Annotated in this window: 21 protein-coding genes and 2 pseudogenes; 12 read left to right on the top strand and 11 right to left on the bottom strand. The window is 72.6% G+C overall.

What is annotated here, in order from left to right; translation table 11 throughout:
- Positions 1–134 precede the first annotated feature (134 nt).
- The 6 genes and pseudogenes from ABZ818_RS37630 to ABZ818_RS37605 all read right to left on the bottom strand — a co-directional run.
- Positions 135–278, bottom strand: a pseudogene (locus ABZ818_RS37630) (Bcr/CflA family drug resistance efflux transporter); the annotation flags it as partial.
- A 129-nt stretch (positions 279–407) separates the two neighbouring features.
- Complete coding sequence (cseC, locus tag ABZ818_RS37625; protein WP_361425259.1) at positions 408–1,757, bottom strand: two-component system sensor histidine kinase CseC; 1,350 nt, start codon at positions 1,755–1,757, stop codon at positions 408–410.
- 11 nt (positions 1,758–1,768) lie between these two features.
- Complete coding sequence (gene cseB / locus ABZ818_RS37620; protein ID WP_361425256.1) at positions 1,769–2,470, bottom strand: two-component system response regulator CseB; 702 nt, start codon at positions 2,468–2,470, stop codon at positions 1,769–1,771.
- A gap of 199 nt (positions 2,471–2,669) precedes the next feature.
- Positions 2,670–3,335 (bottom strand): hypothetical protein, encoded by a 666-nt coding sequence (locus tag ABZ818_RS37615; RefSeq protein ID WP_361425253.1) that lies wholly within the window; start codon positions 3,333–3,335, stop codon positions 2,670–2,672.
- Complete coding sequence (locus ABZ818_RS37610; RefSeq protein ID WP_100568556.1) at positions 3,323–3,862, bottom strand: SigE family RNA polymerase sigma factor; 540 nt, start codon at positions 3,860–3,862, stop codon at positions 3,323–3,325. The genes ABZ818_RS37615 and ABZ818_RS37610 overlap by 13 nt, the downstream gene beginning before the upstream one ends.
- A gap of 400 nt (positions 3,863–4,262) precedes the next feature.
- Positions 4,263–5,249 (bottom strand): A/G-specific adenine glycosylase, encoded by a 987-nt coding sequence (locus ABZ818_RS37605; protein WP_361425250.1) that lies wholly within the window; start codon positions 5,247–5,249, stop codon positions 4,263–4,265.
- A gap of 203 nt (positions 5,250–5,452) precedes the next feature.
- Here ABZ818_RS37605 and ABZ818_RS37600 point away from each other — a divergent pair, with 203 nt between their 5' ends.
- A complete protein-coding gene (locus ABZ818_RS37600; RefSeq protein ID WP_361425247.1) occupies positions 5,453–6,310 on the top strand; it encodes a hypothetical protein in 858 nt (285 codons plus the stop codon).
- 114 nt (positions 6,311–6,424) lie between these two features.
- On the opposite strand, the gene disA is transcribed toward ABZ818_RS37600, so the two are convergent.
- Both disA and radA read right to left on the bottom strand, forming a co-directional pair.
- Entirely contained in the window at positions 6,425–7,549 is a 1,125-nt protein-coding gene (disA, locus tag ABZ818_RS37595) for a DNA integrity scanning diadenylate cyclase DisA (RefSeq protein ID WP_141359566.1), read from the bottom strand.
- An 82-nt stretch (positions 7,550–7,631) separates the two neighbouring features.
- Positions 7,632–9,041 (bottom strand): DNA repair protein RadA, encoded by a 1,410-nt coding sequence (gene radA / locus ABZ818_RS37590; protein WP_361425244.1) that lies wholly within the window; start codon positions 9,039–9,041, stop codon positions 7,632–7,634.
- Between the two features lie 245 nt (positions 9,042–9,286).
- On the opposite strand from radA, the gene ABZ818_RS37585 reads away from it, so the two are divergent.
- Positions 9,287–11,110 carry a hypothetical protein gene (locus ABZ818_RS37585; protein ID WP_361425241.1) on the top strand — a complete coding sequence of 608 codons (1,824 nt, stop codon included), beginning with the start codon at positions 9,287–9,289 and terminating at the stop codon, positions 11,108–11,110.
- Between the two features lie 95 nt (positions 11,111–11,205).
- Here the strand turns inward: ABZ818_RS37585 and ABZ818_RS37580 are convergent, their stop codons facing one another.
- Positions 11,206–12,036 carry a hypothetical protein gene (locus tag ABZ818_RS37580; protein WP_361425238.1) on the bottom strand — a complete coding sequence of 277 codons (831 nt, stop codon included), beginning with the start codon at positions 12,034–12,036 and terminating at the stop codon, positions 11,206–11,208.
- Between the two features lie 107 nt (positions 12,037–12,143).
- Here ABZ818_RS37580 and ABZ818_RS37575 point away from each other — a divergent pair, with 107 nt between their 5' ends.
- The 4 genes from ABZ818_RS37575 to ilvD all read left to right on the top strand — a co-directional run bounded on the left by ABZ818_RS37575 (position 12,144) and on the right by ilvD (position 16,715).
- Positions 12,144–13,070: a Ppx/GppA phosphatase family protein gene (locus ABZ818_RS37575; RefSeq protein ID WP_361425235.1), complete on the top strand. Its 927-nt coding sequence runs from the start codon at positions 12,144–12,146 to the stop codon at positions 13,068–13,070.
- A 63-nt stretch (positions 13,071–13,133) separates the two neighbouring features.
- Positions 13,134–13,961, top strand: coding sequence for a sugar phosphate isomerase/epimerase (locus ABZ818_RS37570; RefSeq protein WP_361425232.1), 828 nt, complete (start codon positions 13,134–13,136; stop codon positions 13,959–13,961).
- The gene (locus ABZ818_RS37565; RefSeq protein ID WP_361425229.1) at positions 13,958–14,563 is read left to right on the top strand and encodes a TetR family transcriptional regulator; all 606 of its coding nucleotides are present in this window, start codon (positions 13,958–13,960) and stop codon (positions 14,561–14,563) included. The genes ABZ818_RS37570 and ABZ818_RS37565 overlap by 4 nt, the downstream gene beginning before the upstream one ends.
- A 298-nt stretch (positions 14,564–14,861) precedes the next feature.
- Complete coding sequence (gene ilvD, locus ABZ818_RS37560) at positions 14,862–16,715, top strand: dihydroxy-acid dehydratase (protein ID WP_361425226.1); 1,854 nt, start codon at positions 14,862–14,864, stop codon at positions 16,713–16,715.
- Positions 16,716–16,797: 82 nt separating this feature from the next.
- Here the strand turns inward: ilvD and ABZ818_RS37555 are convergent, their stop codons facing one another.
- Entirely contained in the window at positions 16,798–19,008 is a 2,211-nt protein-coding gene (locus tag ABZ818_RS37555; RefSeq protein ID WP_361425223.1) for a serine/threonine-protein kinase, read from the bottom strand.
- 182 nt (positions 19,009–19,190) lie between these two features.
- Between ABZ818_RS37555 and ABZ818_RS37550 the strand changes: the two genes are divergently transcribed.
- The 6 genes and pseudogenes from ABZ818_RS37550 (at position 19,191) to proC (ending at position 23,449) form a co-directional block, all read left to right on the top strand.
- Entirely contained in the window at positions 19,191–19,529 is a 339-nt protein-coding gene (locus tag ABZ818_RS37550; RefSeq protein WP_361425220.1) for an SH3 domain-containing protein, read from the top strand.
- Positions 19,530–19,572: 43 nt separating this feature from the next.
- The gene (locus ABZ818_RS37545; protein ID WP_361425217.1) at positions 19,573–20,076 is read left to right on the top strand and encodes an EamA/RhaT family transporter; all 504 of its coding nucleotides are present in this window, start codon (positions 19,573–19,575) and stop codon (positions 20,074–20,076) included.
- Positions 20,077–20,159: 83 nt separating this feature from the next.
- Positions 20,160–20,935, top strand: a pseudogene (locus tag ABZ818_RS37540) (class I SAM-dependent methyltransferase).
- 59 nt (positions 20,936–20,994) lie between these two features.
- The gene (locus tag ABZ818_RS37535; RefSeq protein ID WP_361425214.1) at positions 20,995–21,792 is read left to right on the top strand and encodes an ABC transporter ATP-binding protein; all 798 of its coding nucleotides are present in this window, start codon (positions 20,995–20,997) and stop codon (positions 21,790–21,792) included.
- Positions 21,789–22,562, top strand: a complete 774-nt coding sequence (locus tag ABZ818_RS37530; RefSeq protein ID WP_361425211.1) for an ABC transporter permease — start codon at positions 21,789–21,791, stop codon at positions 22,560–22,562. Before ABZ818_RS37535 ends, ABZ818_RS37530 begins: the two co-directional genes overlap by 4 nt.
- 77 nt (positions 22,563–22,639) lie before the next feature.
- Positions 22,640–23,449, top strand: a complete 810-nt coding sequence (proC, locus tag ABZ818_RS37525; protein WP_141359553.1) for a pyrroline-5-carboxylate reductase — start codon at positions 22,640–22,642, stop codon at positions 23,447–23,449.
- 48 nt (positions 23,450–23,497) lie between these two features.
- Here proC and trpS read toward each other — a convergent pair whose 3' ends face one another.
- The gene (trpS, locus tag ABZ818_RS37520) at positions 23,498–24,499 is read right to left on the bottom strand and encodes a tryptophan--tRNA ligase (protein ID WP_361425207.1); all 1,002 of its coding nucleotides are present in this window, start codon (positions 24,497–24,499) and stop codon (positions 23,498–23,500) included.
- Positions 24,500–25,115: the final 616 nt, after the last annotated feature.

Here is a 25,115-nt window from a genome sequence, read left to right as displayed (position 1 = left end):
GGGCTGCGCCGCGGGGGGGGGGCGGCGCCCCCCCGGGCCCCTCTGCACGTCTGCCGCGGCCCGCAGCCGTCCGCCCTCCCCCTGCTGCGGGCAGGACCGCCGGCGGGGGCGGCCCCGTCCGTCACGCTCGGCCGGACGCTCATCGCGGACATGAGCACGAACAGCGCGGCGGCCACCGGCACCAGGCCCACGTCCCCGGAGACCCCCGCGGCCGGCAGCAGCGGGCCGGTCGCGGCCAGGACGGCCACGGCGAGGCCCACGGCCGGCAGCCGGTCCAGGCCGGTCCAGGCCGGTGCCCGGAGGGCGGCCGCGGCGTCCTGGCCGGCACCGCGGCGGCCACAGGCCGCCCGCTCCGGGGCCCGGAGGCAAGTGCCCGGGCGCGGCCCTCGTACGTCGGCCACCGGGCGTCACTGCCCCGGAAGCAGGGGATGGCTGCCCGTGTCCGTCGGGGCGTGTTCGGGCAGCCACAGGACGGCGACGGCGCCCTCGGCCGGGATGTGCTCCGGGGCGCCCGCGGGACGGACGTTGCGGAAGGTCAGACGGGCGCCGAGGACACGGGCCTGCCCCGCGGCGATGGTCAGACCGAGGCCGTGGCCGTGCCCGGCGCGGTCCGTGCTGCCGGTGCGGAACCGGCTCGGGCCCTCGGCGAGCAGGTCCTCGGGGAAGCCGGGGCCGTGGTCGCGCACCCGGATGACCCGGCCCTCGACGGTCACCTCGATCGGCGGCCTGCCGTGCCGGGCGGCGTTGGCGAGCAGGTTGAACAGCACCCGTTCCAGACGCCGCGGGTCGGTGGTGACCTCCGACTCGTGCACCACACGCACCTCGATGTCCGGGTCCTTCGCGGCCACCCGCCGGGCGACGAACTCGCCCAGCACGACGTCCTGGAGTTCGGCCCGCTCCGAGGCGCCGTCGAGCCGGGCCACCTCCAGCACGTCCTCCACCAGCGTGCGCATGGCCTTCGCGCGGTCCAGGACCAGTTCCGTCGGCCGGCCTGGCGGCAGCAGCTCGGCCGCCGTCAGCAGCCCGGTCACCGGGGTGCGCAGCTCGTGCGCGATGTCCGCCGTGACCCGGCGTTCCGCCTCCAGCCGCTGCTGGAGCGCGTCCGCCATCGCGTCCACCGCGCGCGCGAGGTCGTCCGTCTCGTCGCGTACGACACCCCCGATGGCGTCCCGGACCCGTACGTCCGTCTCGCCCTTGGCGACCTGGTTGGCCGCGGTCGCCGCCTTGCGCAGCCGGCGCGAGAGCTGACCCCCTATGAGCACGCCCAGCGCGCTGCCGCCGAGGACGACCGTGATGGAGCCGATGACCAGGGCCTGGTCGAGGTCGTTGAGGATGTTCGTGCTGCGGTCGGTGAAGTGCGTGTGCAGGGACAGCACGTGGCCGTCCTTGACCGGTACGGCCGCCCAGATGTCGGGCAGCTTGCCGGCGCGGTCGGTGACGTAGGTCGCACGCCGGCCCTGCTCGACCTTCTCCCGCAGCTCGGAGGGCAGCGTCGGGTCGTCGATCCTGATGCCGGGGAAGTTCGGCCGCCCCGACAGCTCGAAGTTGCGCTGGGCGATCTGGACCCGCTCGTCCGCCAGGTCGCGCGCGTTGTCCATCATCGACACCCGGGCGGCGTTGTGCACGACCAGGCTGAGCGCGACCGCCACCAGCGCGCCGACCAGCGCGATGGCCGCGCTGAGCTTCCACCTCAGCCCCGTGCGGATGTCCGCGCGTTCCAGGCGCTCGGGGAGCAGGCGCCGTGTGATCCCGGGCATGACCGCCCCGCTCAGGCCTTCAGCTTGTAGCCGAAGCCGCGCACCGTCTCGATGCGGTCCTGGCCGATCTTCGTACGCAGCCGCTGCACATGGACGTCGACCACGCGGGTGTCGCCGCCCCAGCCGTAGTCCCACACCCGCTCCAGGAGCTTGTCCCGGGAGAGCACCGTGCCCGGAGCCGAGGAGAACTCGAGCAGCAGCCGCATCTCCGTGGGCGTGAGCGCCACCGGCTGCCCGGCGCGGCGCACCTCCATTCCCTCGGTGTCGATCTCCAGGTCGCCGAAGTTCAGCACCCCGCCGTCCACCGCGGCCGCGTCCACGTCGGCCCGGACGCCGCCGGCGTGCCCGAAGCGGCGCAGCACCGCGCGGATGCGGGCGACCAGGACGGCGCCGTCGAACGGCTTGGTCACGTAGTCGTCGGCGCCCGCCTCAAGCCCCAGCACCACGTCGATGGAGTCCGCCCGCGCGGAGAGCATGATCACCGGAACAGTCGACTCGTCGCGGATGCGGCGGCACAGGCTGACCCCGTCGAGGCCGGGGACCATGACGTCCAGCAGCGCGATGTCGGGTCGCCTGGCCCGGAACGCCTCCAGGCCGGACAGCCCGTCGGGCATCGCCGTGACCGCGAAGCCGACCCGCTCCAGGGCGAGCTGCGTGGCCTCGCGGATGACGTCGTCGTCCTCGACGAACAGGACGTGGGTCTGTTCTGCCATCCGGGTGCTCTCAGTCCTCGTGTGCTTCTCGTCGTGTGCTCTGGTCGTCGTGCGCTCCTGGCCCACCGTGCGGGCATGTCCGCGGCCGGACGCGTCCATCCGTGACCGGTTCACCGTGAGACGACCGGACCGGCGGCCCGGTCGTCTCACGCCCTCGCCATTGTCGCGCGGCCGCCGCCTGAACTCCCCCACGCTGCCGTCAGTGGCCCGGGACCGGCGTCGCGGCGCCCCCGACGGTCTTGCTGTACTCGTTGCGCGTGCTGAACTCCTTGGTGAACCGGCCCGTCGACCAGCGGTACGTGATCACGTCCTCGCCGGACGGACTCGACACCGGGTCCCCCCGCGCGTACACCTGCTTGGTCACCACGAGGTCGCCGCGGTCGATCTCGGCGTAGACCGGGGGCTCCTCGGCCTTGAAGACGTTCTCGTACCGGCCCCCCTGCTCGCGGTACACATAGGCGCCCACGCCCACCGCGTCTCCGCAGGTCAGCACGTTGACGACGATGTCCTCGGCCGATCCCGAGGTCAGGTAGCCGTACGACACGTCGACGGGGTAGTCGTCGGCCACACACGGCTTGAGGCCGCGCTTGACCGCGCCCGAGACCTGCGGGTCGTCCTTGATCAGCCGGACCGCGTCCACCTGCTGGGCCCTTCCGGTGGGGTCGGGGGAGGGGGCCGGGGCGCTGCCCGCCACCGAGCCGGCACGGGCCGGTCCCTCGTCGCGCGCGCCGGTCCCCCCGGTGCCGCAGGCGGACGCGGAAAGGGCGAGGGCGGCGAGCACGGCCGCCGCCGTGATCGCCGCCTGGAAGGTGTCCCGGGCCCGTCCGGGCCCCGAGCCTGTACCCCTGCCGGTCAGGCCGCGCAACGCTCCCGCTCCTCACGCTCCAGCGCGCGTGCGTCCAGATCGCGCGCCTCCAGCTCCTCGCGGAGCCGGGCGAGCGCCCGGTGCAGCGTGCTCTTGACCGTACCCGCCGACATGCCGAGGGCGGCGGCCGTCTCCTCCGTGGACATCTGCTCCCAGTGTCGCAGCACCACGACACTGCGCTGTTTGGGAGCGAGCACCTTCAGGATGTCCATGAGGAGCGCGCGGTCGGCGTGCTGCTCGGTGGAGTCCTCGACGCGGGCGTCCGGGAGCTGCTCGGTGGGGACCTCCTCCAGCTTCCGGGCCCGCCACCACTCGGTACGCGTGTTGATCATCACGCGGCGCAGATAGGCGTCCGCGAGCCGCTTGTCGGCGATGCCCTCCCAGCGTCCGTAGGTCCGCGCGAGTGCCGTCTGGAGCAGGTCCTGGGCTTCGACCGGGTCCGGGACCAGCCGGCGCGCACTGCGCAGCAGCGCGTCCTGCCGGGTACGCACGTACTCCTCGAACTCGAGCACCTCTCCCTGCGCCATGTACGACCGCCTCCGATCCCCGTTCCCGGACCCGCCTGCCGCCGGTCTCCAAGCTGTGAGCGGACGGGCTGTGGTCGGCAGCCGTCCGGTGCCTGTCAGGCACGCAATTGAAGGTACGGAGGCGTTGTCACGGCGCTGTCCGAAGCAGCCTGCGGCCAGCCCTCGGCTGTGCGTCGGTTGTGTAACGGAAGTAGGAATGGGGTAAAGCGGTGTCCCGATTCATCCCCTTTAAGGGTGATTTGGGGGGTCGGGTGACGTGCGGGTGTGTGACACGAACAGCCGCGATGCGGCCTGGAGGCATGGCGAGCCTGTGAGGTGACCGTGAGTCAGGTACCTCGGGTCGGGTGTCGGGTGTCAGGTGCCGGAGGTCAGGGGCCGGGTGACGGGCGGTCAGGTCGAGTCAGGTCAGCGGAAGCCGGTACAGCCCGCCCGGCAGCGGCTCCACCAGGCCGTCCGCGACGAGACCGTCCAGGGCCCGGGCCCGCTGGACCGGCTCGTGCCAGACCCTGTCGAGCACCGGCTGCGGGACGGGCGCGTGCGCGTCGCGGAGCACGGCGAGCAGCTTGCCGCGGACCTGCCGGTCCGTGCCGGCGTACGTCTGCCCGCGGCGCGGCGGCCCGTCGTGCGCGGGCTTGCCCGCGAGCCGCCAGGCGCAGTGCGCGGCGATCGGGCAGCGCGGGCACGACTCGTTCTTCGCCGTGCACACCAGTGCGCCGAGCTCCATGGAGGCGGCCGCCCAGCGGGCCGCGGTCCCCTCGTCCTCGGGCAGCAGGGCGCGCGCCAGACGTCGCTCGGCGGCGGTGGTGGCGTTCGGCGGGTACTGCACACCGGTGACCGCGCGGGCCAGCACCCGGCGGACGTTGGTGTCCAGGACGGCGTGCCGCTGCCCGTAGGCGAAGGACGCGACCGCCGCGGCCGTGTACTCGCCGATGCCCGGCAGGGCGAGCAGTTGCGCGTGCTCGGTCGGCACGTCGCCGCCGTGCCGTTCCGTTATGGCGACCGCGGCGCCGTGCAGGCGCAGGGCGCGGCGCGGGTAGCCGAGCCGGCCCCAGGCGCGGACGGCCTCGCCTGGCGCCTCCTTGGCGAGGTCGGCGGGCCGGGGCCAGCGGTCGAGCCATTGCTCGTAGACGGGCAGCACGCGGCTCACCGGTGTCTGCTGGAGCATGAACTCGCTGACCATCACGCCCCAGGCGCCGGCATCGGGGCGTCGCCAGGGCAGGTCGCGGGCGTGGTCGTCGAACCAGGTGATGACCTGGGTGTGCAGAGTCGGGCCGAGGGAGGTGACGGAGGCCTCGGCGCCGGCGGGCGTGCCGGCGCCCGGACGGGCACCGGTGGCGTTGGCCGGGGTGTCGGGGCTGCTGTGCGGGGGCAGTGTGGGCGCAGTCATGGCCTTCCGATCCTGCCACGTAGGGGTGGACGGCCGTGTGATCCGGCGCGTGCCGGTTTCGTCACGAACCGTGCCCGGGCGATCACGGCGAGGTCAAAGAGGCCTGAGAATACGGGCGTTGCCGTGATGATGATCCGGAAAAGATGTCGTCACCCGGCGAGTGGGGCCCGGGGAAGCCGACGATCTCTCGTACAGTTTGGGCCGTGGGATCTCTGCGCAATCCGGTCGGTCCGCTTCCCGCCTCCATCTACTGGCGACGGCGGCTCGTCATGCTGTCCGCGGTCGCCCTGCTGGCGCTGCTGATCGCCTGCATCGTCCCCTTGGGGGGCGGGGGCCGCAAGACCAACGGCGAGGGGTCGGACGGCAAGCATCCTGCGCCCTCGACCTCGACCTCGACCATCGTGCCGGGACCCTCCGACTCCGGTCCCGCGATCAGCCAACACCCCGGCGGCCGGGACGAGTCCGGCGGCGGTGACTCCGATGGATCGGGGTCCGGGGCCGGCGGCACCGGTGACACCGCCGGTTCCGACAGTGCTGGTTCCGACAGCGCCGGCGGGGCCGGGGGCGGGAGCGGAGACGGCACCGGTTCCGGCGGGTCGAGCGGCGGCGGGTCCGCCGGCGGCGGTCCGGGTGCGGTGCTGCCGGCCGGCAGCGTGCTGCCCAACTGCACCGCGAACGCGGTCAAGTTGACGCTGCGCAGTGTGCACAACTCCTACGGGCCCGGCCAGACGCCGGTGTTCGAGCTGACCGCCGCGAACTCCTCGGGCAGCGACTGCAAGGTCGATCTCGGTCCGAAGTCCGCGGTGGTGACGATCAGCCAGGCCGAGAGCAGCTCCGCCTACTGGTCCTCGGCCGACTGCCCCACGACGGCCGGGAGCCGGCTGTACCGGGTGCCGGCGGGCAGCGAGATCACCTACACCGTCCGCTGGGACCGCAAGCCGAGCGCCCCGCAGTGCGCGACGCCTCCGGCCGGGTCGGCCGGGGCGGGCACCTACCTGGTCGAGGCGAAGGCGCCGGGGTACGCGAAGCAGCGGACGTCGTTCGTGCTGTCGGAGGACTGAGCGGACCGAGGCCGACCGGGCTGAGGGTGCCCGGCCTGAGGGTGACCGAAGAGGGCCAGAAGGGCCAACGGCCGCCGAAGGGGCCTGAGGCGGGTCGGCCGCGGGCGGCGCCGGTCAGACGTAGCGCTCCAGGATCGACGACTCCGCCAGCCGCGACAGGCCCTCGCGGACGCTCCGCGCCCGCGCCTCGCCCACACCGTCCACGGTCTGGAGGTCGTCGACGCTCGCGGCGAGCAGCTTCTGCAGGCCGCCGAAGTGCTCGACCAGGCGGTCGATGATGGCGCCGGGCAGCCGGGGCACCTTGGCCAGCAGGCGGAAGCCCCGCGGGGAGACCGCGGAGTCGAGGGTCTCCGGGGAGCCGGTGTAGCCCAGGGCGCGGGCGACGGTGGACAGTTCGAGCAGCTCGGCGTGGGAGAGCTTGTCCAGCTCGGCCAGGGCCTCCTCGACCGTGCGGGAGCGCTTGGCGGTGGGCTCGGGGACGTAGTCCCGCACCACCAGTTCGCGCTCCGGCTCCACGCCCGCGATCAACTCGTCGAGCTGGAGGGCCAGGAGGCGGCCGTCGGTGCCCAGCTCCACCACGTACTCGGCGATCTCGGTGGCGATACGGCGCACCATCTCCAGGCGCTGCGCGACCGCCGAGACGTCCCGGACCGTCACCAGGTCCTCGATCTCCAGCGCCGACAGCGTGCCCGCCACCTCGTCCAGGCGGAGCTTGTAGCGCTCCAGGGTCGCCAGGGCCTGGTTGGCGCGGGAGAGGATCGCCGCGGAATCCTCCAGGACGCGGCGCTGGCCGTCGACGTAGAGGGCGATCAGCCGCATGGACTGCGAGACCGAGACCACGGGGAAGCCGACCTGCTTGCTCACCCGGTCCGCCGTACGGTGCCGGGTGCCGGTCTCCTCGGTCGGGATCGTCGGGTCCGGGACCAGCTGCACGCCCGCGCGCAGGATCTTCGACAGGTCGGACGAGATCACGATGCCGCCGTCCAGCTTGCACAGCTCCCGCAGCCGGGTCGCCGTGAACTCGACGTCCAGGACGAAACCGCCCGTGCACATCGACTCCACGGTCTTGTCGGCGCCGAGCACGATGAGCCCGCCGGTATTGCCGCGAAGCACCCGTTCGAGGCCGTCCCGCAGGGCCGTGCCAGGTGCCACGGCGCTCAGGGAGGCGCGCATCAGGCCATCGGCGCCGGAACTCCCGCCGGACTTTCCGGGAGCTGCTGCCCGGTCGTTGGCTGCCACTGCACTCCTCCGGTCGCAGGTTCTTCAGGCGCTGCCGTTTCGCACACTCGGTTCGTACGGACGGGCGAGACCAGGGCAAAGTCTACCGGCGCTCCTCCTGCTCCCGTGGGGCGTCCCGGCGACGCGAGCGGGGCAGGACCCGCAGCGCGTCGCCCATGTCGGCCACTTCCAGGACCTTCATCCCCGCCGGGACCTTGCCCGGGTCGCCCGGCACGAGGGCGTGCGTGAAGCCCAGGCGGTGGGCCTCGGCGAGCCGGCGCTGCACACCGGTGACACGTCTGACCTCGCCCGCCAGACCCACCTCGCCGATCGCGACCAGGTTCTTCGGCAGCGGGGTGTCGCTCGCCGCCGAGGCCAGCGCGAGGGCGACCGCGAGGTCGGCGGCCGGCTCGGAGAGCTTCACCCCGCCGACCGTCGCCGAGTAGATGTCCCGCTTGCCCAGCGCGCTGATCCGGCCCCGCTGCTCCAGCACGGCCAGCATCATCGAGACCCGGGAGGTCTCCAGGCCCGACGTCGTACGGCGCGGGGAGGGGATCTGGGAGTCGACGGTGAGCGCCTGCACTTCCGCGACCAGGGGGCGGCGGCCTTCCAGGGTGACGGTCAGGCAGGTGCCGGGGACGGGCTCCGCCCGGCGGGTCAGGAACAGGCCGCTCGGGTCGGCCAGGCCCGTGATGCCCTCGTCGTGCAGTTCGAAGCAGCCGACCTCGTCCGTCGCGCCGTAGCGGTTCTTCACGCCGCGGACCAGGCGCAGGCGCGCGTGCCGGTCGCCCTCGAAGTGCAGCACCACGTCGACCAGGTGCTCCAGCAGGCGCGGGCCCGCGATGGCGCCGTCCTTGGTGACGTGGCCCACCAGGAGCGTGGACATGCCGCGTTCCTTGGAGGCGCGGATCAGCGCGCCCGCGACCTCACGGACCTGCGCCATGCCGCCGGGCGCGCCGTCGATCTCGGGCGAGGCGACCGTCTGCACCGAGTCCAGGATCAGCAGGGAGGGCTTGACCGCGTCCAAGTGGCCGAGGACGGCGGCCAGATCGGTCTCGGCGGCCAGATACAGGTGGTCGTCGATGGCGCCGATGCGGTCGGCGCGCAGGCGGACCTGGCTCGCGGACTCCTCGCCCGTGACGTAGAGCGTGCGGTGCTCGTCGCTGGCGGACTTGGCGGCCACGTCCAGCAGCAGCGTGGACTTGCCGACGCCGGGCTCGCCCGCGAGGAGGACGACGGCACCGGGGACCAGCCCGCCGCCCAGGACCCGGTCGAGTTCGGGCACGCCGGTGGAGCGGGCGGTGGCCTGGCGGCCGTCGACCTGGCCGATGGGCACGGCGGAGGTGGTGACCCGGCCCGGCGTCGTCGTACGGACCGCGGGCGCGCCGTACTCCTCGACCGTGCCCCAGGCCTGGCACTCGGGGCAGCGGCCGAGCCACTTGGCCGTCTGCCAGCCGCACTCCGTGCAGCGGTAGGACGGGCGGTCCTTGGTGGTCTTGGTACGGGCAGCCATGGAGAAAACCGTAACCGCCGGCACTGACAGCCCGGCCGCCGGTGGCCCGGTGCGGACCCCGCGCCCGAACCTGTGCCGGACCCCGTGCAGGACCCGCGCCCGGCCGTCGCCGGGCGGGCGCACTCGAACGGGTCATGGAAACTGAGGTTCCGTTCCCCTTATGAGGGATCGTTTCACCCGTATGGATTAAAAGTGCTCAAGGTGCACAGAGGGACGAACCCGGGCCGCCTACGGTCGCACAGGTGATGAGCAGCAGTCCGGACACCTCGACCCGCACGACCAGTGCGCACCGGGCGCACCGCGAGGCGCGCGACCGCGCTGCCGCGCACGCCGTGGCGCGCCGCCCGCCCGCGCGCTACGAGCCTTATCTCGACGGCCTGTTCACCTACTGCCTGTCCGTGCTGTGCGACCACGAGGCGGCGACCGCAGCCCTCGGGGACGCGCTGGCCTTCGCCGAGCGGCGCGGCCAGCGCGGACCCGGGACCGCGGGCGAGCGCCGGGCCTGGCTGTACGCGCTGGCCCGCTGGGCGTGCCTGCGCAAGCTGGCCGAGGCCAAGCAGAAACGTCAGGGCACGCACGCCGCGGGCCGCACCGGCGCCGACCGTCACGCCGCCGCGCGGCCCGTTTCGCCGCCCGTCCCCGACGAGGTCCAGCGGGAGCGGCGCCGCGAACTCGCCCAGCTCGCCTGGCCGGAGGCCGCCGGCACCACCCCGGAGCAGCGCGAGGCGCTCGAACTCGCCGTACGCCACCACCTCGCCGCACACGAGGTCGCCGCCGTCCTCGGCATGGACCTCGCCGCCGCGCGGGAACTGCTCGCCTCGGCCGCCTGCGAGGTGGAGCGCACCCGCGCGGCGCTCGCCGTGGTGGAGACCGGCACCTGCCCGAGCGTGTCCCGCCTCACCGGGGACAGCCGGCTCGTACTCGGCACGGCACTGCGGCGCGAACTCGTCCGGCACGTCGACGACTGCCCGCGCTGCCGCCGCACCGCCGAGCGCGCCCTGCCCGGTCAGTGGCCCGGCGCCACCGTCACCCCCGCCGAACTGCCCGTGCTGCCCGTGCCCCGCGCGGCCCTGCACAAGGCCCTGGCCCACCACCCGCGCGCGCGGAGCACCGCTCCCCGCTTCGACCGGCGCGGCTTTCCGATGGACCCCAAGGACCGCGCCGCCCGCAGGGACAGGCTCCGCGCGCGTGCCGTCACGACCACGGTGGTGGCCACGGTGGTGGCCGCGCCGGTGCTGGCCCTGTGGGCCGCCTACCGCGGCGGTCCGGCCGGCGAGGGCCCCGACGGTCCGGCCGCCAGCGCGCACGAGGGGCGCGGCCCCGGCGCCCTGGGCGGCGAGGGGGCCGGCAGGGGCTACGAGAACACCGGCAACGCGGGGCCCGGGCCCGACACCCGCTTCGGCACGAGCGGCCGGCCGGACGTCTCCGTGGAGGTCATCAGCGTCACGGGCACCGGCCACAGGGACGGCCGCCTGACGGTGAGCGCCGACAACACCGGTGACACCACCCTGATCACGCTCACCGCCGCCGGACCCGGCCCGGTCCACTGGTCCGCGTCCACCGGAGCGGCCTGGCTCTACCCGAGCCGCTCGTCGGGAACCCTCCAGCCCGGCGAGTCATTGACGATCAAGGTGTACGTCGACCACCTGCGCGAGCCCTCCGGCCGCTGGAGCGCACGCGTGGCGATCGCGCCCGCCGGTGCCGTCGTCTCCATCGACGGCTACGGCACCGCACCCAGCCCCTCCGGAGCCGGGCCCAAGCACCCGGCCGACCCGTCCGCGACGTCCGGTCCGCGTCCCACGCCGACCACTCCGGCGCCCTCCGAGCCCACACCCACCCCGACCGACCCGCCGCCGACGACCGACCCCACGCCCACGCCCACCCCCACCGAGCCGTCGCCGACCGACCCGGACAGTCCGCCCCCGCCGTCCGCGGGCGGCGACACGCCCAGTGCGTCCGAGGGCCGGCCGGGAGGACTGCGTGAGGGCAGGGCGTGCGACGGCTCGGGCCGGCACGCCAAGCGCGACCGCGGATGCCCGGCCCCGGCCTTCGCGGGCGGCCGCCGTTAGCGAGCCCCGATCGCCGGCGCGTCCGCCGCCGGCGATCGGGCCCGGACACCTGCGGAGCCTTCCGGGGAGCCACCGATGCGGCGGCCGACGGCCCGTCAGACGGCCGGATCCGCCGGATGCGGTGCCACCAGCGGCAGCCCGGAGGCCAGACGCTCCTCGCACAGCTCGACCAGGCGGTCGTAGCCGGCCTTGCCCATCAGCTCGGTCAGCTCGGCCCGGTAGGAGACGTACACCGGATCGCCCGCGCCGTGCGCCGACGTCGCCGAGGTGCACCACCAGTGCAGGTCGTGGCCGCCCGGACCCCAGCCCCTGCGGTCGTACTCCCCGATCGACACCTGCAACACGCGTGTGTCGTCGGGCCGGTCGATCCACTCGAAGGTCCGCCGGATCGGCAGTTGCCAGCACACGTCCGGCTTCGTCTCCAGCGGCTCGCGGCCCTCTCTCAGGGCCAGGATGTGCAGCGAGCAGCCCATGCCGCCGGCGAAGCCGGGCCGGTTCTGGAAGATGCACGAGCCCTGGAAGGGGCGCGTCTGCCGGGAGCCCTCTTCGTCCTCGGACACCCAGCCGTTCGCCACGCCCTCGGCGTGGTTCTGCCAGATGTCCGGTGTGAGCCTCGCCACGTGCTCGGCGACCCGCTTCTCGTCGTCCTCGTCGGAGAAGTGGGCGCCCAGGGTGCAGCACCCGTCGTCCGCGCGGCCCGCCTGGATGCCCTGGCAGCCGCTTCCGAAGATGCAGGTCCAACGAGAGGTCAGCCATGTCAGATCACAGCGGAAGACCTGCTCGTCGTCCGCCGGATCCGGGAACTCCACCCACGCACGCGCGAAGTCGAGCCCCTTCTCGTCGGATTCCGCGCCCCGCTTCTTCGGCCTCGCTGCTTTCGCCGGGTTCGCCGATTTATCGGTCTTCGCCTTTTTCGTCTTTGGCACCCGTCCAGGGTAAGTCGCCGGGCAGCCGTGCCGGGACCCTCCCGACCAGTGCCTCGCACAGGGCACCGGGGACGGACGACGTGCCAGGTGGCAGTAGCGTTTCGTACATGAGACTCGGTGTCCTCGACGTGGGCTCGAACACGGTGCATTTGCTGGTGGTCGACGCGCACCCCGGCGCGCGCCCGCTGCCCGCGCACTCGCACAAGGCCGAACTGCGGCTCGCACAGCTCCTCGACGCGAGCGGCGCGATCGGCTCCGACGGCGTCGACAGACTCGTCGCCGTGGTCCGCGAAGCACTCCAGGCCGCCGAGGACAAGGGCGTCGAGGACCTGCTGCCGTTCGCCACCTCCGCCGTGCGCGAGGCGGACAACGCCGACGACGTCCTCGCGCGCGTGCAGGAGGAGACCGGGGTCAAGCTCCAGGTGCTCAGCGGTGCGGAGGAGGCCCGCCTCACCTTCCTCGCCGCCCGCCGCTGGTTCGGCTGGTCGGCCGGGAAACTGCTGGTCCTGGACATCGGCGGCGGCTCCCTGGAGATCGGCTACGGCATCGACGAGGAGCCCGACGCGGCCGTGTCGCTGCCGCTCGGCGCGGGCCGGCTCACCGCCGGCTGGCTGCCCGGCGACCCGCCCACCGCGGACGACGTCAGGGCGCTGCGCCGCCACGTGCGCACCGAGATCGCGCGGACGGTCGGCGAGTTCAGCCGCTTCGGCGCCCCCGACCACGTGGTCGCCACCTCGAAGACCTTCAAGCAGCTCGCACGGCTGGCCGGCGCCCCCCGCTCCACCGAGGGGCTCTACGTCCAGCGCGAGCTGAAGCGCGAGTCCCTGGAGTCGTGGGTGCCGCGGCTGTCCGGCATGACGGCCGGCGAGCGCTCCGAACTCCCCGGTGTCTCCGACGGCCGGGCCGGACAGCTCCTGGCGGGCGCCCTGGTCGCCGAGGGAGCCATGGACCTCTTCGGCGTGGAACGCCTGGAGATATGCCCCTGGGCCCTCAGGGAGGGCGTGATCCTGCGGCGTCTCGACCACATGGGATGACGAAGGCCACAACGGCGGCCGTGGGCCCCGCCCCCACCCACCGCACCCCGTAACCTGTCCCTCGTGGTGGAACCCGAACCCGTACGCATTCCGGATGCGAAGGTCGCGCTTTCGACGGCCTCCGTCTACCCGGAGTCGACGGCGACGGCCTTCGAGATCGCCGCACGCCTCGGATACGACGGCGTCGAGGTCATGGTGTGGACCGACCCGGTCAGCCAGGACATCGAGGCGCTGCGCAGACTCAGCGACTACCACCGGATACCGATCCTCGCCGTGCACGCCCCCTGTCTGCTGATCACGCAGCGGGTGTGGTCCACCGACCCCTGGACCAAGCTCCAGCGCGCCCGAGCGGCCGCGGAGAAGCTCGGCGCGAGCACGGTCGTGGTCCACCCGCCCTTCCGCTGGCAGCGCCAGTACGCCCGTGACTTCGTCGCCGGTGTCTGGCGGATGGCGAACGAGACGGATGTGCGCTTCGCGGTGGAGAACATGTACCCCTGGCGCTACCGCGACCGCGAGATGCTCGCCTACGCCCCCGGCTGGGACGTCACGAAGGACGACTACCGCCACTTCACGATCGATCTCAGCCATGCCGCGACGGCCCGCACCGACGCGCTCCAGATGGTCGACCGCATGGGCGACCGGCTCGGCCATGTGCACCTCGCCGACGGCAGGGGCTCGGCGAAGGACGAGCACCTGGTGCCCGGACGTGGCTCCCAGCCCTGCGCCGAGCTGCTGGAACGTCTCGCCACCAGCGGTTTCGACGGCCATGTCGTCATCGAGGTCAACACCCGCCGGGCCATGTCCAGCGCCGAGCGCGAGGCCGACCTCGCCGAGGCCCTGGCCTTCACCCGGCTGCACCTGGCCTCCGCGGTGAAGGTGTCCGGGCGATGACCGGCGCCACCGCCCGCCGCCGCGGCCGCCCCCGCCGCGAGGAGGCCGCCGACACTCGCGACCGCATCCTGACCGCGGCCCGCGAGGAGTTCTCCGAGCGCGGCTACGAGAAGACCTCGGTACGCGGCATCGCCAAGACCGCCGGAGTCGACTCCGCCCTGGTCCACCACTACTTCGGCACCAAGGAGCAGGTGTTCGAGGCGGCGATCGAGGTCGTCCTCGCGCCCGCGCTGAGCGCGCCGGAGGCGCTCGTCGACGGCCCGCTCGACGGCGTCGGGGAGCGGTTCGCCCGGTTCTTCTTCGGCATCTGGGAGAGGCCGGCCACCCGTACGCCTCTGCTGGCGATCGTCCGCTCCGCGCTGACCAATGACACCGCGGCCGCCGTCTTCCGCCGACTGATCGTCTCGCAGCTGCTGCGGCGCATCGCCGGCCGGTTCGACCTGCCCGACGCGGAGCTGCGCGCCGAGCTGGCGGCCGCGCAGCTCGTGGGGTGCGCGATCCTGCGATACGTGATCAAGGCGGAGCCGCTGGCGTCGGCGGACGTGGAGCAGATCATCGCGCGGGTGGCGCCCGTGGTGCAGCGGCACCTCACGGGGACGTGACGCCGGGACGGCCTCCGCGCGTCCTCCCGCGCAGAGACACGTAGCCCCGCCGCCCTGACGCACGCGCCCTCGGGACACGTAGTCGCGCCGCCCGATGTGCGCACCCCCGTCGTCCCGGGACACGTGGTCCCGCCGCCCGATCCGCGCATCTCACGCAGCCTTGTCGCCCCGAGACAAGCGTCCCGTATTCCGGACAGCGCGTCCCGACCCCTGGATGACCGGCGTAGGCTCGACTGAGCCAGAACTCTGCCGGCGACTCCCTGCTGCCCGGCAGAACTTCCCGAAGGAGCGAGCGACGATGCCCGAGCTGAGGTCCCGCACAGTCACCCACGGCCGCAACATGGCGGGCGCCCGCGCCCTTATGCGCGCCTCCGGTGTACCCGGTGCGGACATCGGCCGGAAGCCGATCATCGCGATCGCCAACAGCTTCACGGAGTTCGTGCCCGGTCACACCCACCTCCAGCCGGTCGGCCGCATCGTCAGCGACGCGGTCCGGGAGGCGGGCGGCATCCCGCGCGAGTTCAACACCATCGCGGTCGACGACGGCATCGCGATGGGCCACGGCGGCATGCTGTACTCGCTGCCCTCGCGCGACCTGATCGCGGACAGCGTCGAGTACATGGTCGAGGCGCACTGCGCCGACGCCCTGATCTGCATCTCCAACTGCGACAAGATCACCCCGGGCATGCTGATGGCCGCCCTGCGGCTGAACATCCCGGCGGTCTTCGTCTCCGGCGGCCCGATGGAGTCCGGCCGCGCCACCCTGGTCGACGGCACGGTTCGCACCCTCGACCTGGTCGACGCGATCTCCGACGCCGTCAACGACAAGGTCTCCGACGAGGACATCCTCCGCATCGAGGAGAACGCCTGCCCGACCTGCGGCAGCTGTTCCGGCATGTTCACCGCCAACTCGATGAACTGCCTGACCGAGGCGATCGGCCTGTCCCTGCCCGGCAACGGTTCGGTCCTCGCCACCCACACGGCCCGCAAGGCGCTGTACGAGGACGCGGCCCGCACGGTGATGGACATCACCCGTCGTTACTACGAGCAGGACGATGACACGGTCCTGCCCCGCAACATCGCCACCTTCGCGGCCTTCGAGAACGCCATGGCCCTGGACATCGCGATGGGCGGCTCGACCAACACGATCCTGCACCTGCTGGCCGCCGCCCAGGAGGCCGGAGTCCCCTTCGGCCTGGAGGAGATCGACCAGGTCTCCCGCCGGGTGCCGTGCCTGGCGAAGGTCGCTCCGAACGTCGCCAAGAACCGCACGTACTACATGGAGGACGTGCACCGCGCCGGCGGTATCCCCGCCCTGCTCGGCGAGCTGCACCGCGCGGGCCTGCTGAACGAGGACGTGCACGCGGTGCACAGCCCCTCCCTGTCGGACTGGCTCAAGACCTGGGACGTGCGCGGCGGCTCCCCGTCCCCGGAGGCGGTCGAGCTGTGGCACGCGGCCCCGGGCTGCGTGCGCTCGGCGGAGGCCTTCTCCCAGTCCGAGCGCTGGGAGGCCCTGGACACCGACGCCGCCGACGGCTGCATCCGCTCCGCCGAGCACGCCTACTCCAAGGACGGCGGCCTGGCGGTGCTGAAGGGCAACCTGGCCGTGGACGGCTGCGTGGTGAAGACCGCGGGCGTCGACGAGTCGATCTGGACCTTCGAGGGCCCGGCGGCCGTCTGCGAGTCGCAGGAGGAGGCCGTCCAGAAGATCCTCACCCAGCAGATCAAGGAGGGCGACGTCGTCGTCATCCGCTACGAGGGCCCCAAGGGCGGCCCCGGCATGCAGGAGATGCTCTACCCGACCTCGTACCTGAAGGGCCGCGGCCTGGGCAAGAGCTGCGCGCTGATCACGGACGGCCGCTTCTCCGGCGGCACCTCGGGCCTGTCCATCGGCCACGCCTCGCCCGAGGCGGCCTCCGGCGGCACGATCGCGCTCGTCGAGGACGGTGACCGCATCCGTATCGACATCCCGAACCGCTCCATCGACCTGCTCGTCGACGACGCGGAGCTGTCCCGCCGTGAGCAGGCCCTGAACGGCGCGTACGTCCCCAAGGACCGCGACCGGAAGGTGTCGGCGGCGCTGCGGGCGTACGCCGCGATGGCCACCAGCGCCGACAAGGGCGCCGTGCGGGACGCGTCGAAGCTGGGCTGACGGCTGACGCGGCCTGAACACGCGGCTTGAACACGCGGACCCGAAGGGGGCCGCCTCTTCCGGGGCGGCCCCCTTCGTCAGGTCACCAGGACGACGGGTCGTGGCCGTCCACGGCGAAGACGGTGCCGTCGGGGGCGCCCGCGTAGACACGGCCCTTGACGATCACGGGCACGGGAAGGTCCGCCGCGACCCGGTCCGTGTGCGTGCCGAGCCGCGGCCGGGTCTGGCCGACCATCCGCCCGGTGCGGGCCCCGACCGCCAGCAGCCGCCCGTCCCCGGCGAGGAAGTACACGTGGCGGGCGTCGGCGATCGGCGCGGAACCCCGGCTCACGGCCGTCTCCAGCCGCCACCGCACCTTCCGCGCCGCCAGGTCGACCGCGTCCAGCGAGCCGCCGCCGCCCAGCAGGTGCACCACGTCGCCGTGCACACCCGCCTGCACCGTGTCGCGGGGTACGGGCAGCGCGATACGGACCGACGCCTTGGTCCGCGGCGTGTAGCGGACCACGGCGTCCACCCGGCCGAAGGCCGGCTCGGCGGAGAGCAGGACGAGGGAGCCGTTCCGGCTGCCGGCGGGTGTCAGCATTCCGGGCAGCCGAGCCTCCCAGCGCACATCGCCCGTCGCCGGGTCCACCGCGACGACCCGAGTGGACGCCCCGTCGGCCGACGCGCTCACCGCGTACGCCAGCGGATCCCCGGCGAACGCGGAGAAGTGCGGCAGGGGAAGACCGGGCACCGGCCGGCTCCACTCGGTCTCGCCCGAGGCGGCGTCGACCGCGCGCACCAGCCCGTCGGTGCCGGTGAGCAGCACCATTCCGCCGACGCTGCGCACTCCGCTGTAGTCCGGAACGTCCACCTGCCAGCGCGGCCTGCCCGAGTCGGGGTCCAGCGCCTCCAGACGCCGGCCGTGGTCCGTCATCGGCTGCACCAGACCACCCACGACGACCGGCGGCACACCAGTGACCATCTTGGGTACGGAGTGCCGCCACAGCAGGCTTCCGTCCGCCGGATCGAGGGCGTAGACCAGTCCAGGCCGTGCGCAGAACAGCTTTCCGGCCCCGTACGAACACTGGGGGGCGCCGTCGCCGGACACGGGCTTGGCCGCCCACTCGGAGAACGCGGCCGAAGCGGCTCCGGGCAGAGTGCTCGGCGCCGAGTCGTGCGGCCACGTCCTGGCGTCGAGCAACTGGACGGTGGCGAGTCCGCCGCCGACGAGCAGCCCGAGGGTCCCCGCAGCCACGGCGAGCCGCCGCGAGTGAGGGCGTCGCCCGGTGAGAATCCCCGTCAGCCGCCCGGACCGCCGCCCCGTACGGTCTCCGCCCAGCTCCCCGTCGGCTTCATCGGCACGGGGCTCGGCCAGGGAAGCGTCACCGCCGTGGTCACCGTGCGCGTCCGTCCCACCGGTTCCGGAGAACACACCGGTCCCGGGCGTCCGCGGCTCCGGTATGAACGCCTGCGTGTCGTAGGAGGCGGACGCCGAGCGCAGCTCCCGCATCATCTCGTCCGGGGTGGGCCGGTCCTCGGGCTCCTTGGCCAGGCAGCGCAGCACCAGCGGCGCCAGGTCCTCCGGCACTCCGGTCAGGTCGGGCTCGTCGTGCACGACCTGGTAGGCGACGATGTACGGGCTGTCGGAGTCGAACGGCCCCCGCCCGGTCGCCGCGTGCACCAGCACGGAGCCGAGCGCGAAGATGTCCGCCGCCGGCCCGACCTCCCGCGGCCGGCGGAACTGCTCGGGCGCCATGAACGGCGGCGTACCGATCAACTTGCCGGTCTCGGTGCGCAGTTCGCTGTCCTTCGGGCGGGAGATGCCGAAGTCGATGACCTTCGGCCCGTCCTCGGCGAGCAGCACGTTGCTCGGCTTGAGATCGCGGTGGACGACCCCTACCCGGTGGATGTCGCGCAGCGCCTCGGCGAGCCCCGCCATCAGCCGCCGCAACTGGGCGGGAGACAGCGGCCCGTTCTGCTTCACCTGGTCCGAGAGCGTGGGGCCGGGAATGAACAGGGTGGCCATCCAGGGCCGTTCGGCCTCCGGGTCGGCGTCGACGACGGGCGCGGTGAAGGCGCCGCTGACCCTCCGGGCCGCCGCCACCTCCTGCCGGAACCGCCCCCTGAACTCGGGGTCCCAGGCGTACTGGGCGTGCACGACCTTCACCGCGAGCCGCAGACCCGAGGTGCTGCGGGCCAGATGCACCACGCCCATGCCGCCGGAGCCCAGACACGACTCGAGTCGGTAGTGACCGGCGTACTCCGGAAGTTCCGCTTCCGCGCCCGCACCGGTGTTGCGCTGTGGCGTCATGGACCACCCCCCGTGCTGTTCGTTCGCGCGTGCGACGCACGGAGCCTAGTCGATGACCCGAACCGGGCCGAGGCGGCTTGCGGGACTCCACGTGCGAATCACGCACGTGTGTTTCGTGACGCGTTCTCGGGGAATCAAACGGGGCCCATGGCAGTCATGGGGTGTGACGGGGGAGGTTTCTCATGTCTGTCGACCGTGCCGAAGAACGTGTCGGGGAGAGCGTCGAGGAGGCCGGTGACGCGGCGGCGGCAACCGTCGCGACCGCGGCGGCCGTGAAGTACTACCCGGTCGCGCCGGGCGTCCAGCTCAACGTCCGCAGCGGCCCCGGTACCGGCTACAGCGTCGTCCGCACCCTGAGCGCGGGCGCCCAGGTGCCGATCTACTGCCAGACGCCGGGTACGACCGTGTCGGGCTACTACGGCACATCGAACATCTGGAACAACATCGGAAGCGGCCAGTACGTCTCGGACACCTATGTGAAGACGGGCAGCGACGGCTACGTGGCCGGCCGCTGCGGCTGATCCCCGACGGAGCCCGCGGACACACCGGAGCCATAATCGACCCGTGAGCGACGACAACGGCACCCCGGGCACCCCCGCGGGCTCCGCAGGGCCCCGCCCCGAGCCCCTGCGCTTCTTCGGCACCACATGGGTGAACCACGACAACGGCTACACCGCCCGCCGTATCGGCGTCGCCGCCGGCTCACTCGCCGCGGCCGCCGTCTCCTGCTTCGTGCTCCGCTTCGCCTACCAGGGACTCCAGATCGCCGGCTCGGGCGCCTTCGTGGAACTCCTGGTCGTGGTGATGTTCGCGGTGTGCAGCGCGCTCGCCTTCCGCCACGCCTGGGACGGCTTCGGCAAGCGCCCCGACCCCGACCGCCAGGCCTCCCTGCGCGGCCTGCTCGCCGTCGGATTCATCGGCTCCCTCCTCGCCTACTTCTTCCGCTCGCTCGTCGAGGCGCCCGGCGAGAAGCTGCACCGCCAGGAGTACGAACAGGCCCGCGAACAGTACGAACGCCGGTCCACCCGCCGCTCGGGCAACCCCTCCAGGAAGCGCCGCCGCTCCTGACCGCAGGGGTGTGCGGTCCGCGAACCGGTCCGCGCCGCCCGAACCCCTGCCACGAGGTGGTCATGCGGTCGCACGATGGCCGTATGACCACCTCTCCGCCGCCCGCCCCCACGGACCGAGCCCACTCCTTCAACGCCGCCGCGGCCCAGTACGCGGCGAACCGGCCCTCCTGTCCGCCCGCCCTCTTCGACGCGCTGGAGGAACTCGCCGGCCGGTCCCTCGCCGGCGCCCGCGTCGCGGACATCGGCGCCGGGACCGGCATCTCGACCGCCCTGCTGCACGAGCGCGGCGCCGACGTGCTGGCCGTCGAGCCCGGCGACGGCATGGCGGCCCACTTCCGCCTCACCCGCCCCGGCATCCCGATCGTGCGGGGCGACGGCAACGCCCTCCCGCTCGCCGACTCCTGCGCCGACCTCCTCACCTACGCCCAGTCCTGGCACTGGACGGACCCCGACCGGGCCGTGCCGGAGGCCCTGCGGGTACTGCGGCCGGGGGTGCCCTGGCGCTGTGGTGGAACAGGGACGCCGCCGGCATCGAGTGGATCGCGCGGCAGACCGACCGCGTCCGCCGCCTCTTCGGCATCGACCGCTACGCCGAACGGGAGGCGGCCGCCGTCCGCGCGGGCCGGACCCACCCCGAACGACTCCGCTTCACCCGTCGCGAGGTCCGCTGGAGCCGCTGGGTCCCGCTCGACACCCACCTCGCCAACCTGGGCAGCCACTCACGCCTCCTGGTCTGCCCCGGGGAACTCAAGGACGCCTTTCTCGCCGAGGAGCGCGACCACCTGCTGGAGGTCTTCCCGGACGGCTTCGTGGAGGAGACCTACGACGTCCTTCTCCTCGTCGCCACCACACCCTGACGCTGCTCATCCCCTCACCCCACTTGACGGCGCCCTCTTCCGCGCGCATTAATCATCGCATGATGAATATTTCTTCGGGGCCACCCCGCCCCGAAACGGATGCCGTCCGAGCCGAAGCACTCACCGTGGTCCGAGGCCTCCGCACCGTCCTGCGGGGCCTCGGCTTCACCGTCCCGCGCGGCCGCATCACCGGCCTCCTCGGCCCCTCAGGCTGCGGCAAGTCCACGCTCATGCGCGCCATCGCCGGAACCCAGGCCAAGGTCGACGGCACCCTGGAGATCCTCGGCCTGCCCGCCGGCCACGCCACCCTCCGCAACCGCATCGGCTACGTCACCCAAGCCCCCTCCGTCTACGACGACCTGACCGTCCGCCAGAACCTCGAGTACTTCGCCGCGATCCTCGACCCCGGCCGCGCGGCGGCCGAACGCCGCCGGGACAACGTCAGCCGTGCCATCGCCGACGTCGACCTCACCGGCCAGGCCGACGCCCTCGCCGGCAACCTCTCCGGCGGCCAGCGCAGCCGCGTCTCCCTCGCGGTCGCCCTCCTCGGCACCCCCGAACTGCTGGTCCTCGACGAACCGACCGTCGGCCTCGACCCCGTGCTGCGCCGCGACCTGTGGAACCTCTTCCACGACATCGCCGCCACCCGAGGCGCCACCCTCCTCGTCTCCTCTCACGTCATGGACGAGGCCGAGCGCTGCCACCACCTCCTCCTCATGCGCGAGGGCCGGATCCTCGCCGACGACACCCCCGAAGCACTCCGGGCCCGAACCGGCACCGAGACCGTCGAGGCGGCCTTCCTGCACCTGGTCGACGAGGCGGTCGCAGCAGGCCGCGCCAAGGAGACAGCACGATGAGCACGACCACCGCACCTCGCGCGCCCCGCGCCCTGAGCGTCGCCCGCACCACCGCCACCGCTGCCCGGGTACTGCGCCAGCTCCGCCACGACCCGCGCACCATCGCACTGATGCTGCTGGTCCCCTGCCTGATGCTGCTCCTGCTGCGCTACGTATTCGACGGCAGCCCGCGCACCTTCGACAACATCGGCGCCTCGCTGCTCGGCATCTTCCCGCTGATCACCATGTTCCTGGTGACCTCGATCGCCACCCTGCGCGAACGCACCTCCGGCACCCTCGAACGCCTCCTCGCCATGCCGCTCGGCAAGGGCGACCTCATCGCCGGCTACGCGCTCGCCTTCGGCGCCCTCGCGATCATCCAGTCCGCGCTGGCCACGGGACTGGCCGTCTGGTTCCTCGGCCTGGACGTCACCGGCTCGCCCTGGCTGCTCCTGCTGGTCGCCCTCCTCGACGCCCTGCTCGGCACCGCCCTCGGCCTGTTCGTCTCCGCCTTCGCCGCCTCCGAGTTCCAGGCGGTCCAGTTCATGCCGGCGGTGATCTTCCCCCAGCTCCTCCTCTGCGGCCTGTTCACCCCGCGGTCCGACATGCACCCCGCCCTGGAGGCCGTCTCCGACGTCCTCCCGATGTCCTACGCGGTCGACGCCATGAACGAAGTCCTGCGCCACACCGATGTGACGACGACGTTCGTACGCGACGCGCTGATCGTGGCGGGCTGCGCCCTGCTCGTCCTCGGCCTGGGAGCGGCCACCCTCAGGCGGCGAACCGCATAGCCCCACGGCACCGGAGGGTGTCCCGCCAGCCGGACAGCCCACCCGCGTTCCGGACCACCGGTGCGAGGATGAGCACCATGAGCCAGAAAGTCGCAGTTCTCGGCACCGGAAAGATCGGCGAAGCCCTGCTCAGCGGAATGATCCGAGCCGGCTGGACCCCCGCCGACCTGCTGGTCACCGCCCGCCGCCCGGAACGGGCCGAAGAACTCCGCGCCCGCCACGGAGTCACCCCGGTCACCAACGCGGAAGCGGCGAAGACCGCCGACACCCTGATCCTCACCGTCAAGCCCCAGGACATGGGCACCCTCCTCGACGAACTCGCCCCGCACGTCCCCGCCGACCGCCTGGTCATCAGTGGCGCCGCGGGCATCCCCACCTCCTTCTTCGAGGAGCGCCTGGCCTCCGGCACCCCGGTCGTCCGCGTCATGACGAACACCCCCGCCCTCGTCGACGAGGCCATGTCCGTCATCTCCGCCGGCACCCACGCCTCCGCCGAACACCTCGCCCACGCCGAGGAGATCTTCGGCGCCGTGGGCAAGACGCTCCGCGTCCCCGAGTCCCAGCAGGACGCCTGCACCGCCCTCTCCGGCTCGGGCCCGGCCTACTTCTTCTACCTGGTCGAGGCCATGACCGACGCCGGCATCCTCCTCGGCCTGCCCCGGGACAAGGCCCACGACCTGATCGTCCAGTCCGCGATCGGCGCCGCGGTGATGCTCCGCGACAGCGGGGAGCCCCCCGTGAAACTCCGCGAGAACGTCACCTCGCCGGCCGGCACGACGATCAACGCCATCCGCGAACTGGAGAACCACGGCGTGCGCGCCGCGCTCATCGCCGCGCTGGAAGCCGCCCGCGACCGCAGCCGCGAGCTGGCCTCCGGCAACAACTGACCGGCACCGGGCGGCCGACGCAGGCCGCCCGCCCCGCCGACCCTGCCCTCAGGCGGGCAGCAACCCGATCGCCCGGTACGCCGCGTCCACTCTCGGCCGCGCCATCTCCCTGGCCTTCTCCGCGCCCCTGCGCAACACCCCTTCCACATACGCGGGATCCGCGCACAGCGCCCTGTGCCTTGCCCGTACCGGCCTGAGGAGCTCGACCACGGCCTCCGCGGTGTCCTTCTTCAGAGCGCCGTACGACTCATATACACCGTCCAGGGCTTCCGGGTTCCCGCCCTGGCAAGCGGCCAGGATCTCCAGCAGGTTCGCCAGGCCGGGCCGCTCCTGCGGGTCGTAGACGACGTCCCGCCCGCTGTCGGTCACCGCCCGCATGACCTTCTTCTCCACGACCTCCGGCTCGTCGAGCAGATAGACGATGCCCGGCCCGGAGTCGTCCGACTTCCCCATCTTCGACACCGGGTCCTGGAGGTTCATCACCCGCGCCGCCACCTTCGGAGGCGTCGCCTTCGGCACCACGAACGTGTGCCCGTACCGCTGGTTGAACCGCACCGCCAGATCACGGGTCAGCTCCACGTGCTGCGTCTGGTCGTCACCGACCGGCACCTCGTCCGCTCCGTACGCCAGGATGTCCGCCGCCATCAGCACCGGATACGTCAGCAGCGACAGCCGCACGCTCCCGCCCCGCCGCTGCTCGCGCGCGGCCTTCTCCTTGTACTGGATCATCCGCCGCATCTCGCCGTCCGTGGCCACGCACTCCAGCAGGTACGACAGCCGGGCGTGTTCGTCCACATGGCTCTGGACGAACAGGGTGCACAACTCCGGATCGAGCCCCGCCGCCAGCAGCAGCGTCGCCGCCTGCCGGCTGAGTCTGCGCACCCGCGCCGGGTCGTGGTCCACGGTCAGCGCATGCAGGTCGACGACGCAGAACAGCGCCTCCGACCGGTGCTGGTCCACCTCGGCCCACCGCCGCATGGCGCCCAGGTAGTTCCCCAGCGTCAGGTGTCCGGTCGGCTTGACCCCGCTGAAGACTCGAGTCCTCTCCACACTCCACCTCCTGGTCGAGGCCGCCGTCCCCGGTCGGCCGGCCCCCGGAGTCCTGGAGGGAGATACGAGAACGGCCGCCGAGGCGGCGGCCGTTGGATGCATACGTGAGTACGGCCGCCGTCAGGCGGCCCACCACAGATGGGTGCACGTACGCGTAGTCATGGCTCCAGGATAGGACTCCGTGGCGCTGCCCGCCCGTGAGTTGACACACCTCGTAGGGATACGTAGTGTTCTCCGAGTTGCCCGACGTGAGAGCCGACTCCGGTCGGTCCCCGGACAACCTTTCCTGAGCACCACCCTTTACTCGACGGCAGTCGTGCAGTCTGTCTGTTGTCGTGTCATCGGTGTGCGTATTCATGGAATGAGGAATCCGCGCCCGAAAGGACGCAGCCCCCGATTCGCACGGGAGCAGGGAATCCGCTAAAGTCTCACTCGCCGAAAGGGCCCAACGGCCGCGAAGGCAAACCCCGCTGACTGGGGGTCAGGTCGAGAAAAGGATCTGATAGAGTCGGAATCGCCGGAAGGGAAACGCGAGAGCGGAAACCTGGAAAGCACCGAGGAAATCGGATCGGAAAAAGATCTGATAGAGTCGGAAACACCGAAGGGAAGCGCCCGG

Source organism: Streptomyces sp. NPDC047453 (assembly GCF_040643155.1).
Classification (GTDB): Bacteria; Actinomycetota; Actinomycetes; order Streptomycetales; family Streptomycetaceae; genus Streptomyces.
This window is presented reverse-complemented; position numbering and strand designations above follow the sequence as displayed.

Coding starts and splice junctions, on each gene's coding strand:
- ABZ818_RS37565 (WP_361425229.1), top strand. CDS start 13,958: ATGACCGGCGCCACCGCCCGCCGCCGCGGCCGCCCCCGCCGCGAGGAG.
- ABZ818_RS37585 (WP_361425241.1), top strand. CDS start 9,287: ATGAGCAGCAGTCCGGACACCTCGACCCGCACGACCAGTGCGCACCGG.
- ABZ818_RS37550 (WP_361425220.1), top strand. CDS start 19,191: ATGTCTGTCGACCGTGCCGAAGAACGTGTCGGGGAGAGCGTCGAGGAG.
- ABZ818_RS37530 (WP_361425211.1), top strand. CDS start 21,789: ATGAGCACGACCACCGCACCTCGCGCGCCCCGCGCCCTGAGCGTCGCC.
- ABZ818_RS37575 (WP_361425235.1), top strand. CDS start 12,144: ATGAGACTCGGTGTCCTCGACGTGGGCTCGAACACGGTGCATTTGCTG.
- ilvD (WP_361425226.1), top strand. CDS start 14,862: ATGCCCGAGCTGAGGTCCCGCACAGTCACCCACGGCCGCAACATGGCG.
- ABZ818_RS37605 (WP_361425250.1), bottom strand. CDS start 5,249: ATGACTGCGCCCACACTGCCCCCGCACAGCAGCCCCGACACCCCGGCC.
- ABZ818_RS37535 (WP_361425214.1), top strand. CDS start 20,995: ATGATGAATATTTCTTCGGGGCCACCCCGCCCCGAAACGGATGCCGTC.
- cseB (WP_361425256.1), bottom strand. CDS start 2,470: ATGGCAGAACAGACCCACGTCCTGTTCGTCGAGGACGACGACGTCATC.
- cseC (WP_361425259.1), bottom strand. CDS start 1,757: ATGCCCGGGATCACACGGCGCCTGCTCCCCGAGCGCCTGGAACGCGCG.
- radA (WP_361425244.1), bottom strand. CDS start 9,041: ATGGCTGCCCGTACCAAGACCACCAAGGACCGCCCGTCCTACCGCTGC.
- ABZ818_RS37610 (WP_100568556.1), bottom strand. CDS start 3,862: ATGGCGCAGGGAGAGGTGCTCGAGTTCGAGGAGTACGTGCGTACCCGG.
- proC (WP_141359553.1), top strand. CDS start 22,640: ATGAGCCAGAAAGTCGCAGTTCTCGGCACCGGAAAGATCGGCGAAGCC.
- ABZ818_RS37555 (WP_361425223.1), bottom strand. CDS start 19,008: ATGACGCCACAGCGCAACACCGGTGCGGGCGCGGAAGCGGAACTTCCG.